This is a genomic window from Roseobacter sp. HKCCA0882 (genome assembly GCF_037805225.1).
In the GTDB taxonomy this organism is placed as follows: Bacteria; Pseudomonadota; Alphaproteobacteria; order Rhodobacterales; family Rhodobacteraceae; genus M30B80.
Window position 1 is genome coordinate 343,358 of sequence record NZ_JBBLYI010000001.1, and the last position, 16,482, is coordinate 359,839.

The window sequence follows — 16,482 nt, forward strand, 5'->3', positions numbered from 1 at the left end:
AGTAAAGTTCGCCGGTTAAGAATGTTACTATCGTGATAGGGCCAAAGCTTAGATTGTTAAGTCTGTATCAGTTGTTTTCGTAAAACGAACTAGTTTTTGCTTCGATAAGCTTCAAGCTTACTTGCTTCCAAACTCACTGTGTGACTTATTGAACAGCGAAGTAAGCTTGGGTTGAAGTCAATGAAGCCCTCAAAAAAGGTAGCTTTAATCGGATGTGGTGGAACGATTTCCACTCGCGCTTCTCACGCCTTTGATGTGTTAGATTACCCTGAAACTGGGCATAAGCTTACCGCAAATGAGATGGTTTCCGAATTACAACCACTCGTAGATTTTGCTGATTTAGAGGCAATCGCTTTTCGAGAAGTTGGATCAAGCAAGATTGGTCCAACAGATTGGTTAGAGCTAGCGCGCTTAGTACGAGATATATTTGATGAGAAACCTGAATTAACGGGGATAGTCATACTTCATGGAACGGCAACATTAGAAGAAACGGCTTTCTTTCTCGATCTCACAGTCGAATTAGATCGCCCTGTTGTCCTTGTAGGTGCCCAGCGACCGCTAGGAGCCGTAGGTAGTGATGCATTGTCCAACGCCGTAGCGGCAATCCGAACGGCCACCGATGAGAAGTTACGTTCGATGGGGGTTTTGATTGTTTTTAACGATGAAATTCATAGTGCCCGTGATGTTGCTAAGGGCTCTACTTATCGCCTCAATGCGTTTTCTTCGGGAGCTTATGGAGCATTAGGCGTAGTAGATCCAGATGGGGTAAGGGTCAGACGAGCGCCGCTTCCTAGTGATGTCAAATTCTCTATTTCTCACCTTTCTGCTCTACCTCGGGTAGACGTGCTTTATGCTGTTGCTGGTGGTGATGAAACAATTGCACGTGCTTGTATAAAAGCTGGTGCCCGTGGTTTAGTTTCTGCGGGGTTTGCCCCAGGTATGACATCTCCACTAGAATGGAAAGAATTACTGAGGGCGGTTTCCAAAGGTATCCCGGTTGTACAATGTAGCCGAGTTGCTTCTGGTAGGATTGCACGAAGGTTACATTTGAAAGAATTCAGTATTGTTTCTGGAGAAAACTTGTCAGCTCACAAGGCACGAATTTTGCTTATGTTGGGACTGACCGTTACTGAGGAGACTGAAGCGTTGCAAAACTATTTTGATCAGATGTGAAATGAAACTGCGTGCTCATAATCGTTATGACTATGTCCCCTTGCCAGATCGTCAGGATTACACCTGGCCGGAAGGGAAGAGATTAGCTTTCTGTTTATGCAATAACTTGGAAGTATTTTCCTATCGAGAGGGTATCGGATCTGATAGCGCGGTTTTAAACGCTCCTCAGACACACCGTAATTACGCATGGCGTGACTATGGAAATAGAGTTGGTCAATGGTATCTCTTTGACTTGCTCGACGATTTTTCAATTCCTGCATCGCATAATTCAAATTCCGCGCTTTTCAGGCGTCACCCGCAACTGCTGGATAGGATAAAACTAAGGGGTGATGAAATAGTTGCTCATGGCCGTTCCAATGGTGAACGACAAGACGTCTTGGATGAACCAAACGAACGTGAATTGATACAGGAAGCTACCGAAGAGCTCATTGAACTGATTGGTTACCAACCAAAAGGGTGGATGGGGCCGTATTTCGCACAAAGCGAAGTAACATTAGATTTGCTGCAAGAGGCCGGATATTGCTTCAATTTGGATTGGCCGGCAGATGATCAGCCATTTTGGATGCGGACACGTAACGGTAGTATTATGTCTGTGCCTTACTCAATTGAATTAAATGACTCGCCTTCGATGGTCTTTCGGCAAGAGAGTGCGATGTCGTTTGAAAGGATGATCAAAGACCAATTTGATGAAATGATGTACCTATCCCAAAAACGGCCTCTTGTTTTCACATTAATTACTCATCCATTTGTCTTTGGTCACCCGTATAGGCTCAGAGCATTGCGCCGTGCTTTGACGCATATAATGGAGCGCCGAGACCAGCTTTGGATTACAACTGTTGGAGGCGTTTACGATTATTGTGCTGGTCTCGAAAAGGGCATTGTGCCTGGGAGTTGAGATACTTGCTCTAATCGTGTCAAAAAGTGCGGCTGCTGGAAGAAGGCAAATGTATCCCTCGTCATTCAGATTACGGATTGGTTGACCCCGTTTTACGTTGCGCATCACGCACTAACGCAGCAAAGCGATACATGCCGTGCACCATTTTTGTATATGGCGTAAGTAGAAAAAACGTAAGAACTGCGCCTAGGTGGACCGCCAAAGTCAGCGGCATTAAGGCGGTCTGGCCAAGAATATACAAAACGAGGCCACTGGCGGCCACAAACCCCAATAGGGCAATGAACCCGAATTCCCCATTGCGCGCCGCCATTGAGCCTAAATTGGGATCAGCTTTAAGTTTGAGGCGGAATAACCAAATAGCGCCCCATGTTAGCATCAGGCCGCCAGGCATGCCCAAAAGTTTGGGCAACGAGAAAAAACCGTGTGGCGCTGGAAGGTCAAAGATGTAGTGGAGAATGGTCCCTGAGGAAGTGCTCGCAAAGCACAGCAAGAATCCGTACAAAACTAATTGATGAGCAACGCGCCTTGCTTGGGTAAAGCGGTCTTCGTCTTCAAAATTGCAGCCCTCGCCATGCCCACCAGCCAGATTATGCATAGTGGCAGCAGCGCGGAGGGCATTGTAAATATGGATAAGTTTAATGCGTGTTCCGTCTACAGCCAGCCAGTACCGACGCAAACTTACCGTGAGGCTGGTAAGTGGCAATACGAAGGCAGGTGCAAATATTAAAATCATTAGGTCGTGAGAGATGAACGCGTAAAACCCTTCTCCATTGCCTCGCCCAAGCCATTGGGTCACAACGAAAAAAGCAGAGAAACAAAGACTGGTTGCAAGAGCGATGGCCATCCCATTTTTTTGAAAATGGGTTGCGACAAAACGCGGATACGCAAAAGCCTCCCAGCTGTCTTGCCTGACCTCTGCTAGCGCGGCTGGTAGGTTTAGGTCAAACTCATGCGGAGCCGTATACTGGCACGCGTAGTAACAGCCACGGCAATTGTGACAGAGATTTGCCAATTGTATGATTTCTCCGTCAGAAAACTCTCGATTGCTATGAAGCGAAGGGAAAACTGAGCAGTAGCCTTCACAGTAGCGGCATGCATTGCAAATTTCAGCCTGCCGGCGCGCTTCTTCCTTCATATCAGTTAACATACTTTGCAGCCTCTTTCCCGGCGATACGTCCGAAAACGGTACCGATAGTCATTCCAAACCCCGCTAAATATCCTTGGCCCAGAATGGATCCGGCCATTGTCTCACCCGCAGCCCAAAGGTTGCTTACCGGGCGATTGCCAACGCTACATTGCGCGTTCTCGTCGACCTTCAAGCCTAGGTACGTGAATGTGACTCCAGTGCGTAGCGAGTAACCATAAAAAGGTGCTTCTATAATGGGCCGTGCCCAGTTGGTCTTTGGTGGTTTAAGGCCAGATGTGCTTACACCATCCAATTCTGTCGGACGAAAGCCAGTAGTATCACCACAGCTTGCATTGAATTTGTCTACCGTAGCTCGCAGCTTTTGTGCGGGTAGATCCATTTTTAATGCTAAATCCTCAATCGTGTCCGCTTTGATCGGTGGGAAGACGGACGGCATGAACAGTTCAAGTGACTTTGCATCGATGATCGCATAGCCTATTTGCTCAGGTTGAGCGGCGACCAGCCGGCCCCAGATAGCATAACGTTTGGGCCACACGTCTTCGCCTTCATCGTAAAACCGTTCAGCATTCTTGTTCACGACAATCGAGAAAGGTACACAATCAAGCCGTGTGACGATACCACCATCGTATTTCGGCGAACGTCCATCTATAGCAACAGCATGGCATTGTGTCGGGTCTCCCACTTGCTCTAGCCCCTGGCGGAGCAAGTCGTCTAGAACTACACCACGATTGTAGGGCGTGCCTCGGATTAGAAAATTCTTTGCAGCGGGGCCCCAGGCACGTGCGAGCCAATCGGTGTCCGCTTGAAATCCGCCTGATGCTACCACAACAGCCTTTGGCGATAGTCGATAAGATTGCTCGTGCTGAATGTAGTCGAGATAGATGACTTCGCCGTCATCTATTTCAAGATGGGTAACACTCGCATCGTATTTGACATCTACTCCCAAATTTTCAGCCGTGCGGTAATACGCATTGATAAGAGCTTTCCCGCCACCGAGAAAAAAGGCGTTTGTCCGGGCAAGGGACAACGTGCCGGATAGAGATGGCTGAAATCTTACGCCGTGTCTCTCCATCCACGGCATACATTTCTCGGATTGGCGAATGACCATTCGGGCAAGGCCTTGATCGGTTTTGCCGTTTGTAACTTTCATTAGATCGTTAAAATATTCATCTTCGCTATAGCTTTCGATTAAAGGCCCTATCGGCTCGGAATGCATGCATCGAAAATTACGCGTATGACGAGAGTTCCCCCCGCGGTAAGCCTTTGGCGCAGCCTCTAGAATTAAAACCCTTGCGCCAGCCTCAGCGGCACTAATCGCAGAACACAGTGCTGCATTTCCACCTCCAATCACGACAATTTCGTAGGACTCTGACGCTCTAATAATCTTCAATTTACACCTTTTGGAAAATTAAGGATTTGAAAACACCATGTCTGATCTATCGGCAAACCGGTTAGTAAAGCACAAGCAATCAAAGTGCATTTATACCGAACTTGAGTATCGATAATTGTTGTTTTTTATCAGGTAACATTCAATGGTCATACTTAGACGCAGTTTCAAGCATAGCATGTATCACTTCCGGCTTCGGTTTTGGAGATTTTGGGTAGGCAGTTCTACTGTGTGATAGGTTTAGGCCGAACAAAGCCTCAGCCATAGCATATGTAAGCGGACCTGGGTTTATAACTGGGACAGGTAGCGCCTCAGCCAAATGCATGTGGGCTTGATGCATAGTGGTAGAGCCTAAGACTATGACATCAGCTCCGTCTGTTTCGATGCATTGTAATGCAAGTTTTGTAAGAGCTGGGAAGATGTCGGATTCTTTTCCGGTCAACAGGCTTTGGTTATTCGGCGTTATATCTAATGCTCTGATTGACGCGCAGGCATGGGTTATACCAAGCTCATCAAGCGTCTTTGTGTAGAGGTGCTTCCAGTGCGGCCACAGGGCAATAATTGAGAAACGTTTTCCCAGCATCATCGCCATTAGAAGCGAGGCTCGTCCGGGACCAATAACTGGTATAGTCAATTCAGACCTAAGGGCCGCCACCCCACTGTCACTCATCGTGTCAATGCATACTGCGTCAAATCCCCGTTTTTCGGCTTCTAGACCAGCCTCCAAAACTCCTATCTCAGCTAGCGCCATGTCTGAGGCGCTTACGTAATTTTGTGGCGCTAACTTAACGGATTCAAACGTAAAAGATATGTCTGGGCCTAACTTTACAGCATTCAGCTGTTCTTCTCTCTGGCTGCGATTTTCTGGCGTCATAGGGAATGGAACAATTACAAGAACAGACTTCATTTTGGCACTCCAAACGCAGTGATTTTATTGTGATTTTTTTAATTTTAAGTAACACTAAACCCAAATTTTTGAAAGGCTACACCAATGAAGCATATGCTGAATTTTGCCGAGTTTCTTGCACAGGCTTCAGTTCCAGATGATGTTTTAAATAAAACGGCATTGATCCTTTGTGACAGTATTGGCGCCATAGTCGGGGGAGCGGCGGAGTTAGAAGTTCGTTCGTTAACTGAAAAGTTTTCGTCCCGATCTCATGGCCCTGCCATAATTATCGGTTCAAAAAGTTTAACTGACATAAAAGTTGCTGCTTTTTTAAATGGCACTGCTGGTACGACCCTTGAAATGGATGAGGGTAATCAATTTTGCAAAGGCCACCCCGCAATGCATGTCATTCCAGCGGCACTAGCGGAGGCTTCGGTTCAAAAAGTATCTGGGAAAAAGCTGCTTACAGCAATTACGCTGGGGTATGAGGCTGCAGCGCGAGTTGGAATTGCAACGTCTTTACGGCCTTCGATGCATCCACATGGCACTTGGGGTGCAATTGGGGCAGCAGTAGCGGTGATGCATCTAAGAGATGCCAGCGAAACACAAATTTATGAAGTTATGAATATTGCGGCAAACCTTGGCCTTACAACCTCGCGAAAAACGATGTTGGAAGGTGGGACAGTTCGAAACGTTTTTGCGGGTATTTCAAACAAGATGGGTTTGATTGCCGCAGATCTAGTAGAAGTGGGATATTCAGGTGATCGCAACGGGGTAGGGCATGTGTTTGGATCTGTCGCCTCTGATAGTTTTGATGACAGTGCACTTTCAGATCAACTTGGAGAACGTTGGGAAGTGATGAGGAACTATTTTAAAATGCACTCTTGTTGCCGTTACAATCATGCGGCGTTGGATGTGATTGAAGCTTTGCAGGTCAAGCATCCCAGCATGTCGACTTCTGAGATCAAAAAAGTAGAAGTATTCACCTATGGATTGGCAGTAGAGCTAAATGATCCTGCACCGCGAAATGTTTTAGCGGCCAAGTTTTCTGTTCCATTTGCGGTAGCCACCACGCTCATTAATGGATCAAGCGGAGTAGATAGCTTCACCATCGATAAAGTCGGTGATGAGCTGATCACAAAGTTGGCGTCAAAAGTAAGAGTTTTTGAAGATAAAGTTATGAGTGCACAGCTACCTAATAAACGACCTGCGAAGGTAAAAGTTTACCTGAAGGATGAACGCATTTTGGAGGCCAGTACTGAAACCAATCGCGGCGATTGGGCGGACCCCTATAGCATTGAGGATATCAAATCTAAGTATCATTCGCTTACCAAGCGTTCCTGGAGTCTAGAGCAGTCTGATGACGTTTGGAATGCAATAATGCGGCTTGAGAAAGCGGAAGATTTGTCAGAGCTTTTTGATGCTCTGTAGAGTTACTCCATATTGATCGGCATCTTATTAATCTGATGAATATTTCTTTTCCGCTGCGTCGTATTCAAACTTTGCAACCAATCTCTGACGTTCTGCAAAATCAGAAAGGCTATCGATAACCTCGCTTACGTCGCCTGTTTCTTTAAGTGACTTGAGAACATTACTCATCGCACGCATTGCCGCTTGCAAAGGAGTATTTGCGTAAAGAACTATTGAGTAGCCTAGGTCAAAGAGATCTTTTTGGTTTATGAGAGGTGTTTTGCCACCCACGACCATATTGGCTACCTGAGGTGCAGATAGTCGTTTCGTGATCTCTTTCAGTTCTTCCACCGTCTGCGGAGCCTCAACAAAAGTCATATCAGCTCCAGCCTCAAGGAACGCTTCTGCGCGATCTAGCGCACCATTAAGCCCCTCGATAGACCTCGCATCGGTGCGAGCGATCACCATAGTGTTTGGATCATTTCTGACGTCGCAAACCGCCTTGATTTTATTCACCGCTTCGCTGAGTGGTATGATGGATTTCCCTTCAAAATGCCCACATTTTTTTGGAAAAACCTGATCTTCCAATTGTACTGCGAAAGCTCCAGCACGTTCGATAACGCGCATGGTGCGTTGTGCGTTCAAAGCATTTCCGAACCCAGTATCTATATCGACAATTAATGGCTTATCGGTAATCTCAGAAATCGCTGAAGTTGTGTAAGCAAGCTCTGTGAGGGTTACCAGTCCTATGTCGGGTGCTCCGAGATAAGTATTAGCAATACCAGCGCCTGTAACATAAATAGCTTCGAATCCAGTGTCTTCAATTATCCTTGCGGTCAGAGCGTTTCCAGCACCTGGAACGATGAGAGCACTACGTGACATACATAGTTCACGAAATTCTCTGCGTCGCTGTTCCAAAGTTTTCTGATCTCTAAGATTACTCACCTAGTTTCTCCTTGAACCATTGTGCCGTAAGCCACGCACGGATTGTTGTACCGCCTTTTATGAGTGCCATAATTTATAGATTGATATTTAATTCTCGTGAGTCATGCTTCGTGTTGTAAACCTTCGAAAGGAGTGAAGATTTGGCTGAACTTGTACTTACTGGTGGGAATGTCTGGCTCGACCAAAAAGGAATGGTTGCGGCTGATATTGTAATCTCCAAAGGCAAAATAAGTGCCATCGTAGCACCTGGAACTGGGGCTGGGGAAGAAGTTATCAACGTAACTGGCACGACGATTTTGCCAGGCGCGATCGATGCACACATTCATCTTGGGCATGGTAGCGACATTTCGCGTCCGAGGATGCCTAGCGATGCAATGACTGAAACCGCTGCAGCCGCGTGTGGCGGGGTCACATGTTTTATTCCGTATATAATGAGCTCAGAACCATATACTCCGGTTTTTGACGAACTTAAATCGGTTACTGAAGCTGGAGCGAGAATTGATTTTGGATTTCATTTTGTCATTGCCACGGAGGCGCAGCTTTCAGAAGTTCCATTTCTTTGCCGTAAAGGATCCCCCACCGCTAAACTATTTATGAATATCCGTGGTGACGAAGGCGCCCGCCTGGGTTTGCCAGGCACAGATGACGGATTTATGTATCGGCTTTTAGAAACTCTTGCTGCCGAGAACGGCATGTTGTGCCCCCATCCAGAAAATATAGAGGTTGCGTGGGTTTTAAGAGACCGTGTGATGAGGAGAGAAGGTCCTGACAACGATAATTTGGCAGCCTGGAATGCCACACGACCTCCATTTGTAGAGGCCGAGGCATTATCGCGCGCTTCCTATTTTGGGAAAATTACGGGCTCAAAAGTGCACGGTGTGCATACATCGTCTGCAGCCGCTCTTGAGGTTGCAGTCATGCAGCGAAATGCAGGCTCCGATGTGTCTATTGAAACATGCATACAATACCTGCTTCATGATGTTGATAGTGATATCGGTGCCCTTGGTAAGGTCAATCCGCCCCTGAGAATGGCGAGTGACCGGGAGGCGCTTTGGGCGGGTATTGTTAATGGCCAGATTGATACTATTGCGACCGATCATATTCACCGCCCAATAGATTCTAAACAGGGTGGCATATGGAAGGCGCAACCAGGATTTCCTGGCCTTGATACTTTTATACCGGCTTTGTTGACGGCGGCAAAGGAGCGTTCAATTTCTATTGATAAAATCTTGCCACTTATTAGCCGAAACCCAGCGCGCAGGATGGGTCTTGAGAATAAAGGCCGTATTGAAGTGGGTGCTGATGCGGATTTCGCGATTGTAGATATGAACGCTCGTTGGAAAGTTAGTAACGGCTCTTTAGCCTCTGATGCTGGCTATTCCACGTTAGAAGGGCAAACAATGACTGTAAAAGTTATACATACATTGTCTCGTGGAGTGTTCGTACTTAGAGATGGTGACTTGACTAACGATAGCGTTGGGAAGGGGCGCTATGTTCCCCGCATGCTAGCTCCAGTATCACACGTTACTTAAGCCGAGCTCGCACGGCATAAAGGCGTCCATGTAGGGCATCATCGTTCAAAAGAGGTGTTGCATCTCCAGTGGGATATCGGCCAATACCAAGTTCCTCTTCTATTTCGAAACGGCTTGATATCCAATTTTTTAGTTCACAGGCCTCAATTGGGGTGAACGGCCCTTGGTTTGGAATTTGAGCTTTGGACTCTTTATCGCGCCACAGTTTACCATATTGAGACGCCATATTTCGGCTACTTACAACCAAATGACCGTCTTTTTTAAGTACACGGGCCACTTCATCTAATAATCTTTCGGGATCGGGCAAATGCTCAAGGATTTGCGGAATGACTACTAAGTCTATGGTGCGATTTTTATGTAAAAGACGTCCGTCGGGCATTAGTTCAAATGAGACGTTATCGAGCGCTATCCTCTCTTGAAGCAAGCGCTCTCGAATGAACGTCAAGTTGTGAGTCGAAAGTTCCGCTACTGAAAGTTTGCATTTATTCCCCAAGATTTTGCAAAGCGCTGTTGTTGATGTTCCTCCCCAAGGCATGATTTCAAGCGCCCGACCACCACGAATGGTTGGCAGCAGACTGTGTTCGACACTCTGAGCCTCACCTTGTCTGTTTGAAACATACACATTCGCCAAGGGAGATTTGGCCCACACGGCGTACCCTCTAAAATCCGCAATCTGAGCTAATGACCAATTTCCAGGATCCCATTCAGCGAACGGGTTAACGTTGTTAGTAATCTCGAAATACGGATAGTCATCGGCAGGTATGACTGGGTAAGTCGCGTTTGACGGACGATCAAAGTGTTCCCATGAAAAAACCTCATTCACGGGGCGGCGTGGTGCTTTGATAACTGGCGCGCTATTCTTAGCTTTTCCGATTGCTAGTGCACCCTGGATTTCAAAATTTTTTGGTACTTTGAGAAAACTTCGTAACTCATCCTGATCGCCAATCCCTGCGTTCCATATGCATTGATAGCCGCGCAAATGTGCTGATAGCATCATATGGTAGCAAGCGCCTGCGACTGACTGAACAATAGAAAAATTTCCATGAGTCCAGCCTTTCTGAAAGCACAGGTATATTAACGCGCTGCAATATTCGAAATGGTGATTTCCACCAGAAATTTCCCTCGCGTGTTTCTTTCGCTCTGGGTCTGCTACAACAATGAAATGCCAATTTTGTTGATTGCAAGAAGATGGTGCTTGAAGGCCGTCCGCAATAATTTCTTCTAGTTCTATGGGGTCAATAGAAGAGCCATCAAAGTCGCGACATGAATATCGCTCAGCTAGTCTGTATAAAATCTCTGTGAAATGTGGATGTTTGCGATTTTTTTCGTGTGTTTCGTTGGGATCAATTAGTGTCAATTTTAGCTCCCAGTTTACTGCAGTTTGCGAAGGTTTTAGCCCCTAAAAATGCCTGTCGGCGACAAATTCCATAGGTTGACGAAGTTAACATTTCAGCATGCTCGAGATGTTCTTGATGGACTGAAACTGAGTAATTTCTAGAAGAGAGTTCCAAAAATCATTGCGTGTGCTCTCATCTAATTTGCGTGCCGTATTTTCTAAGAATTTTTGTTTTATCAAATTAGGCTCGACCGGTCTGTTCGCGGTTCCCTTGACATCATGTATGGTGATGTCCGCCACACTTGAGTCTTTCCTCTTAACTCTAACATACGCAGGAAAAACATTGGGGAAACCTGAGTTTTTCATTGGTGTCCACTCAATTTTTTTTGCTAATTCAATAACTGGCTTGGAAGGCTTTTTCTCAAATGAATGAACGTCAATTTTTCCTTTTATAAGTAGTAACGCTATACAATATGGCAGCGCCCATTTTGCATCATAGCCGGATAAGGGGTTCTGTTTTCTGTCCCATGGTTCACAGATTAAAGGCGCTTGCGCGTTTGCCACTTTTAGATGGATCTTATCCACGTCACGCGCAGTCAAGCCATCCTGCATTAGCTGTTCGATCGCCTCCAAAAAGGGGTGAATATAGTGACAACAGGGATATAGTTTAAAGGCAGCGTTCTGACTGTGCCAAACTTGGCCCAGATCTCCCAATTGATCCAATAAATTTCCTGAAGTTCTAGCAAATGATTTCATAACCCCCAGAGGGTTTTCAAGAATTCCAGGCGGGCCCGTCATGCCCGATTTACTCAGCTGTACAGCTTTTATTCCAATATGGGCGGCCCAACCTGGGTTCAAAGCCTTAACGCTTGAACCATTTTCTAAAAACGCAAGAAGGCCTGATGCTTGTGACCCAGCGATTCCGATAGCATTTTCCGTTACTTCTTGGCTTAAGCCATGCAGGCGACATGTTATCGCAGCGGTCGCGATCGAACCGGCAATAGATGTCACCTGAAAACCATTTTTTTGGAACATGCCAGGGGCAGCTAGGCCAATTCGTATCATTATTTCGTATGCTAAAATATACCCTATTAGCATTTCAGCTCCGCTGCAATTTGCCTCCTCTGCAGCGGCTAAAGCTGATGGTGCAGCAACTGCGCTTCCGTGGATTACCGAGCTTGTGTGTGTGTCATCATACTCAAGAGAATGGATTAACATCCCATTTAGTAATGCAGCGTCGGCTGGTGACGAACTATTGCCACCGATACATGTTGCCGATCCCCCTTTGTCTACAGAGCCATACCATCTTTTTTGCATGGTTCCTGCAGAAGCTGCTAATCCTACCCCAATGGTGTCTGCAAAATGCAATTTAGCAGACTCGATAACGTGCGTTGGAATGTCATTTTCTTTCACAGCGGTGGTGAAATTTGTGATTAAATGAGCTGCGGACATCATTGCATATTGATTTCATGCATTGCGCGTAATCCACCGTTGCGACCCAGTACCAGCGCTGTGATTAATCCGTTTCCAGAAGCATAGCCCATGGCCCCTTTGGCACCGCTTATCCCTGCCGCAGCTCCCCCGCCAGCAAATAGGTTTTTAATAATACTTCCGTCTTTACGCATCACACGTGCATGGTTATCGACCTTCAAGCCACCTTGAGTGTGAAATAGTCCAGGCTTCACCTGGACGATGGCATAAGGCGCTTGTAGCGGTGCCATTTCAAACTTTTTGCGACCATACAAATCATTTGTACTGCCTGTTGCAGCTTTGTTGTAAGCTCTAATGGTTTCTTCAAGGGGCTTGGTCGGTAGATTGGCTTTCTCGGCTAAACCTTGGAGAGAGTTCGACCATTTGATCGCCCCCATATTGGACATTTCAGCATATTCCTCCTCAGCCAAGGCGATTGCGTGTATTTGCTCGTCGTATACTGCCCAAGCGAATTCGCCTTGTTTACGCACTTGTGCCGCGAACCCCGAGTAACCATCATCTTCGTTGCCAAACCGCTCACCATCACTGCCAACCAAAACTCCACCCTTTTCGATTGTCGTCCAGCTGAGCAATTGGCCTTGTGGGTAGGCGACGGCTGCATATCCTTGGTAGGCTGCCATGTTGCCGAGATCTGCCCCAAGTGATTGACCCCATTCAATGGCATCACCAGTGCTGCCGGGTGCCCCAAAATACTCCACGTTAGCAATTTCCGGACAAAATCGTTGGACCAATTCACGGTTTGCAGCGAAACCATTAGTCGCCAGTAGGACCTTTTTAGAGAAGACATCTACTCCCGCAACCACGGCTCCAATAACGTCTCCATCTTTATTTGTCAGAAGCCGCTCTGCCGAATTGCCTACCGCTAGGGGAATATCACGTTCTTCCACAAATTTAAGCAAGTCATCTACCAAGTCTTGTCCACGCCGCGACTTTGGTGCGTGTAATCTTTCAACTGAGTGTCCAATATGGCGATAGTCGATGATTAGTTCCATTCGAGCGCCCAAATCATCAATCAGCCATTCGCATAAGCGGCCGCATTCATGCGCTATCAGTGACGTAATATTGTTTGCATCATGATCCCCCGCAATTGCTGTGAGATCAGATATCATCTGTTCAGGGCTGTCTTTTATGCCTGCGGCAACTTGAAAACGCGATCCAGCTCCTGGGATTGAACCCGTAGATAATGATGAGTTGCCCCCCGGTGTTGCGCGCTTTTCAATAATAGCTACGTTTCCGCCCGCGTCATGAGCAGATATGGCTGCTGCAAGCCCACATGCACCCGCACCGATGACTAAAAGATCCAGGTGGTCACTCATCTTTTGTCATCCACGCGACATTTTCCTTCCAACCCTTGGCAAGGACTTCTGGTTCTAATTCCAGTATCTTTTCAAGATATGCGAACATATTGGGGTATGGATCAGAGACGATATCTTTTATTTTTTGACGTATTTCGTCCGGAGTGAATGGAAGATCTGGACCGCCTCGAGCGCTCAACACTTCGTGTGTCAACGTCCGCCCGTCTTTCAATGTCCAAGTTACTCGCGTGGGGCGATCATTGGGCCATTCGGGAATTGGCTCGTAAGGTGACGTAGAGACCCTATGCCTTAATGAAACCACACTGGGCTCCGATAAGACTTCTGCCGAAAATGCTGCAAATCCTCCCTCGCGTTTTAAAGCGGATGCCGCGGCGATATGTTGGATAGAGAACTTCCCGGCAATGGTCGTGGTAGGATCTGGATTATCCATAACACGAGCTTTTTCATGCGTCTCAAGATGAATGGTTTGTATTTCTGATGGATCCGCTTGCTCGGCCAATTTGAGGTTAGCTTCAATCGTTGCATGGCCATATTGGCAGCATGCAAAAACTTTATGGTATCCGTCAGATATGGCCCAACTTTGGCCTAACTCTGAACATAATTCATCTGCATTAGGCTTGGCGCCAAATGCGTCAGCATAAACATCGTGTAGTGCCGTTCGCAAACCAACTATGCCGTGACTGGCCCAGTCTACTGAACGCAAAGCGGTTTGCGCTGCTATCCCCGGCCAGATGTTTCGACAAAGAGAGCCTAAGATTGGATGCGTGTATGGGCCAGGAACAACCATGGTTGCTGCACTAGATATAGCTCCAACGGTTATGCTTTGTTCAGTGCGGCGGAGGGCACAAACTGCTGCCGCCGCTCCCACAGCGGCGAGTGAGCCATGTGGATGCAACACCAGATTAGGAAACGTAAAAGCCCGGGCCACACGGGCAACGGTTTCATAGCCAAGAACAAGAGCCCTGAGTAGTTCTTCAGTTGTGTGGTTTTCAGCTTCTGCTTCGGCCAGCAAAGCAGGCAAACAATAAATGCCTGCATGGCATATGACGCGTCGATACCCTTCATCGAGCTCGGCCCAGTCTGACGCACATCCGTTCGCGAGAGCAGCAGAATAGCGATCTAGTTTTTGCCCTTTTCCGTTGAAAAGCGTTGCTTCTGGTTTTCCTGCACTTACAGCAACGCCTTCTTGAAGAGATTGAAGTTCAGGTTCGTCGCGTGCTGCAACCATCGCCCCAATATCGTCAGAAAGAACCAATGAGGCTCGCTTTTGAACTGGAACCGGGATATCTTTCCATTCTGTTGTTGATGTGAAAGCTACTAATTTCTCTAAAGCACTCGCTACAGATTTCGCATGCATTTCACACCTCCGTTTTAATAAGACTGATTATTTCGGAGGAAGTGTGAACGTCCGCATATTTAGCATTCATGTCCCACAGGTTTACTGCATGCGAAGTTGGTGACCGGTCATAAACAGCATCGTCAGGTACTAATACTTTAAAATTGTACGCGAAAGCATCAGTTACAGAACTCCTTATACATCCGCTCGTGGTGCAACCTGTCACAACAAGAGTATCCACATTAAGGTCGATTAAGTGGCTGACCAAAGGGGTGCCGAAGAATGCGCTTGGATGTTTTTTGGGTAATAGTATGTCGCCCGAAATTGGTGCAATTTCTTCAACAAATTCGTAGCCTTTTGAGTCAATCCCCATGATTGATGGAATTTTCTCGGCTAGTCGCCCTCCATCAGTAGCTAGATTTTTTGGCGCAACGTGAGGATACAAAATTGGAAATCCCCTATCTCGAAAAAGTGATACCAGCCGTTTGATATTCTCAACAGCGCTCCATCCGACATCACCGCAGGATGTTGGATACTCCTTAATAGCCTCCCAATAGGGCTTTGGCTTCGTTCCAATTGTGCGGTACTGAACATCGATAATCAGTAGGGCAGGGCGTTTTCCTATACTTCCTTGACCCCCAAAACCTGCTTCTTTGTAACGCTTTTTTTCATCGTCAGTGATTACTTGGTCCCAGGCTGCCATTGCACGCACTCCAGATCATCATAACAGGACTTAAGGCGAAGTTGACGGAACTGATTACATCATGTCAAGTCACACAGTTGCGGATGATATCTCGCTTTAAGAAAAAATTAAAAACTGAACGATCCAAGGCGATCACATTCAAGCAATGGAAGTTCTTGATATGAACAATGAGCAACTGATTAATTTGGTGTTAAGATATTTTTCTGCGGTTGATAGAGAGGATATTGATACTCTTCTAGGAACGCTGACCAGTGATTGCCTATTTACGGTCGAAACGCACGGAGTGCGGTTGCAAGGGCACGATGCAATAGAAGGCATGTTCCGCAGGTTATGGAATAGCCATGCTGCGGTTTTACACCATGAGTTTGAGTTCGTTTCAGATGCGGAGACAAACCGCATTGTTGCGCGCTTTCAAGTGGATAATACTGAACACGATGGAAGCCACACATTGAAGTCAAACTGTAACTTTTTTGAGGTGCGGGACGAAAGGTTCTGTGCTGTTGCCGTGTATATGACAGGTGAAAATACGTTGGAATCCGCTCAATGACTTCAGGTGATTTGACTAAACTTTCTCAATCTTATTTTTATGCTTTAGACCATAAAAATTTAGTTAGGTTAGGTAACCTTTTAACCGATCAATGCGCCTTGATAATTGAAACGCACAATTTGCGTTATAGTGGCAAGACTGAAATATTAGAGCTTTTCAGAAGTCGCTGGGAAAATTCAAAAATAAGTGCAGTACATCATGATTTTAAACACATTGTTGATGTCCCCGCTAAGTGCATCGTAACAACTTTCAAGGTCACTTACTCTGGACCTGAAGCCCCGCCTGTTAAGTCAAACGCTAATATTTTTCAGATCCAAAACCGCTTGATATCAACAATTCAAATTTACATGGCTGGTGCGAACACAGTTCAATCGTAAG

At 46.5% G+C, this 16,482-nt stretch carries 15 protein-coding genes; 6 read left to right on the forward strand and 9 right to left on the reverse strand.

Annotation, left to right across the window (positions count from 1 at the left end):
* Positions 1-180 precede the first annotated feature (180 nt).
* Complete coding sequence (locus AAC622_RS01785; protein ID WP_340260017.1) at positions 181-1,173, forward strand: asparaginase; 993 nt, start codon at positions 181-183, stop codon at positions 1,171-1,173.
* 1 nt (position 1,174) lies between these two features.
* Positions 1,175-2,068: a polysaccharide deacetylase family protein gene (locus tag AAC622_RS01790; protein WP_340260018.1), complete on the forward strand. Its 894-nt coding sequence runs from the start codon at positions 1,175-1,177 to the stop codon at positions 2,066-2,068.
* A gap of 70 nt (positions 2,069-2,138) precedes the next feature.
* Here the strand turns inward: AAC622_RS01790 and tcuB are convergent, their stop codons facing one another.
* The 3 genes from tcuB to AAC622_RS01805 form a co-directional block, all read right to left on the reverse strand.
* On the reverse strand, positions 2,139-3,215 hold the full coding sequence (gene tcuB / locus AAC622_RS01795) for a tricarballylate utilization 4Fe-4S protein TcuB (RefSeq protein ID WP_340260019.1): 1,077 nt from the start codon (positions 3,213-3,215) through the stop codon (positions 2,139-2,141).
* Entirely contained in the window at positions 3,205-4,605 is a 1,401-nt protein-coding gene (tcuA, locus tag AAC622_RS01800; protein WP_445322588.1) for an FAD-dependent tricarballylate dehydrogenase TcuA, read from the reverse strand. Before tcuA ends, tcuB begins: the two co-directional genes overlap by 11 nt.
* Before the next feature lie 139 nt (positions 4,606-4,744).
* Complete coding sequence (locus tag AAC622_RS01805) at positions 4,745-5,509, reverse strand: aspartate/glutamate racemase family protein (protein WP_340254885.1); 765 nt, start codon at positions 5,507-5,509, stop codon at positions 4,745-4,747.
* An 84-nt stretch (positions 5,510-5,593) separates the two neighbouring features.
* Here AAC622_RS01805 and AAC622_RS01810 point away from each other — a divergent pair, with 84 nt between their 5' ends.
* Positions 5,594-6,919, forward strand: coding sequence for an MmgE/PrpD family protein (locus tag AAC622_RS01810; protein ID WP_340260020.1), 1,326 nt, complete (start codon positions 5,594-5,596; stop codon positions 6,917-6,919).
* 27 nt (positions 6,920-6,946) lie between these two features.
* Here the strand turns inward: AAC622_RS01810 and AAC622_RS01815 are convergent, their stop codons facing one another.
* Positions 6,947-7,843: an isocitrate lyase/PEP mutase family protein gene (locus tag AAC622_RS01815; protein WP_340254892.1), complete on the reverse strand. Its 897-nt coding sequence runs from the start codon at positions 7,841-7,843 to the stop codon at positions 6,947-6,949.
* Positions 7,844-7,983: 140 nt separating this feature from the next.
* On the opposite strand from AAC622_RS01815, the gene AAC622_RS01820 reads away from it, so the two are divergent.
* Positions 7,984-9,375 (forward strand): dihydroorotase, encoded by a 1,392-nt coding sequence (locus AAC622_RS01820; RefSeq protein WP_340260021.1) that lies wholly within the window; start codon positions 7,984-7,986, stop codon positions 9,373-9,375.
* Here the strand turns inward: AAC622_RS01820 and AAC622_RS01825 are convergent.
* The 5 genes from AAC622_RS01825 to AAC622_RS01845 all read right to left on the reverse strand — a co-directional run bounded on the left by AAC622_RS01825 (position 9,368) and on the right by AAC622_RS01845 (position 15,557).
* On the reverse strand, positions 9,368-10,732 hold the full coding sequence (locus AAC622_RS01825) for a nitroreductase family protein (protein ID WP_340260022.1): 1,365 nt from the start codon (positions 10,730-10,732) through the stop codon (positions 9,368-9,370). The two genes, AAC622_RS01820 and AAC622_RS01825, sit on opposite strands and share 8 nt — an antisense overlap.
* An 84-nt stretch (positions 10,733-10,816) precedes the next feature.
* Positions 10,817-12,166, reverse strand: a complete 1,350-nt coding sequence (locus AAC622_RS01830; RefSeq protein ID WP_340260023.1) for an MmgE/PrpD family protein — start codon at positions 12,164-12,166, stop codon at positions 10,817-10,819.
* Positions 12,163-13,518: an FAD-dependent oxidoreductase gene (locus AAC622_RS01835; protein ID WP_340260024.1), complete on the reverse strand. Its 1,356-nt coding sequence runs from the start codon at positions 13,516-13,518 to the stop codon at positions 12,163-12,165. The genes AAC622_RS01830 and AAC622_RS01835 overlap by 4 nt, the downstream gene beginning before the upstream one ends.
* Complete coding sequence (locus AAC622_RS01840; protein WP_340260025.1) at positions 13,511-14,875, reverse strand: MmgE/PrpD family protein; 1,365 nt, start codon at positions 14,873-14,875, stop codon at positions 13,511-13,513. Before AAC622_RS01840 ends, AAC622_RS01835 begins: the two co-directional genes overlap by 8 nt.
* Position 14,876: 1 nt before the next feature.
* A complete protein-coding gene (locus AAC622_RS01845; protein WP_340260026.1) occupies positions 14,877-15,557 on the reverse strand; it encodes an isochorismatase family protein in 681 nt (226 codons plus the stop codon).
* Positions 15,558-15,717: 160 nt separating this feature from the next.
* Here AAC622_RS01845 and AAC622_RS01850 point away from each other — a divergent pair, with 160 nt between their 5' ends.
* Complete coding sequence (locus AAC622_RS01850) at positions 15,718-16,104, forward strand: nuclear transport factor 2 family protein (protein ID WP_340260027.1); 387 nt, start codon at positions 15,718-15,720, stop codon at positions 16,102-16,104.
* The gene (locus AAC622_RS01855) at positions 16,101-16,481 is read left to right on the forward strand and encodes a hypothetical protein (RefSeq protein ID WP_340254916.1); all 381 of its coding nucleotides are present in this window, start codon (positions 16,101-16,103) and stop codon (positions 16,479-16,481) included. Before AAC622_RS01850 ends, AAC622_RS01855 begins: the two co-directional genes overlap by 4 nt.
* The last annotated feature ends 1 nt before the right edge of the window (position 16,482 follow it).

What these genes read in the sequence shown, in the direction of transcription:
- AAC622_RS01785 (WP_340260017.1), top strand. Translation starts at nt 181, where the DNA reads ATGAAGCCCTCAAAAAAGGTAGCTTTAATCGGATGTGGTGGAACGATT.
- AAC622_RS01790 (WP_340260018.1), top strand. Translation starts at nt 1,175, where the DNA reads ATGAAACTGCGTGCTCATAATCGTTATGACTATGTCCCCTTGCCAGAT.
- tcuB (WP_340260019.1), bottom strand. Translation starts at nt 3,215, where the DNA reads ATGTTAACTGATATGAAGGAAGAAGCGCGCCGGCAGGCTGAAATTTGC.
- AAC622_RS01805 (WP_340254885.1), bottom strand. Translation starts at nt 5,509, where the DNA reads ATGAAGTCTGTTCTTGTAATTGTTCCATTCCCTATGACGCCAGAAAAT.
- AAC622_RS01810 (WP_340260020.1), top strand. Translation starts at nt 5,594, where the DNA reads ATGAAGCATATGCTGAATTTTGCCGAGTTTCTTGCACAGGCTTCAGTT.
- AAC622_RS01830 (WP_340260023.1), bottom strand. Translation starts at nt 12,166, where the DNA reads ATGATGTCCGCAGCTCATTTAATCACAAATTTCACCACCGCTGTGAAA.
- AAC622_RS01835 (WP_340260024.1), bottom strand. Translation starts at nt 13,518, where the DNA reads ATGAGTGACCACCTGGATCTTTTAGTCATCGGTGCGGGTGCATGTGGG.
- AAC622_RS01840 (WP_340260025.1), bottom strand. Translation starts at nt 14,875, where the DNA reads ATGCATGCGAAATCTGTAGCGAGTGCTTTAGAGAAATTAGTAGCTTTC.
- AAC622_RS01845 (WP_340260026.1), bottom strand. Translation starts at nt 15,557, where the DNA reads ATGGCAGCCTGGGACCAAGTAATCACTGACGATGAAAAAAAGCGTTAC.
- AAC622_RS01850 (WP_340260027.1), top strand. Translation starts at nt 15,718, where the DNA reads ATGAACAATGAGCAACTGATTAATTTGGTGTTAAGATATTTTTCTGCG.
- AAC622_RS01855 (WP_340254916.1), top strand. Translation starts at nt 16,101, where the DNA reads ATGACTTCAGGTGATTTGACTAAACTTTCTCAATCTTATTTTTATGCT.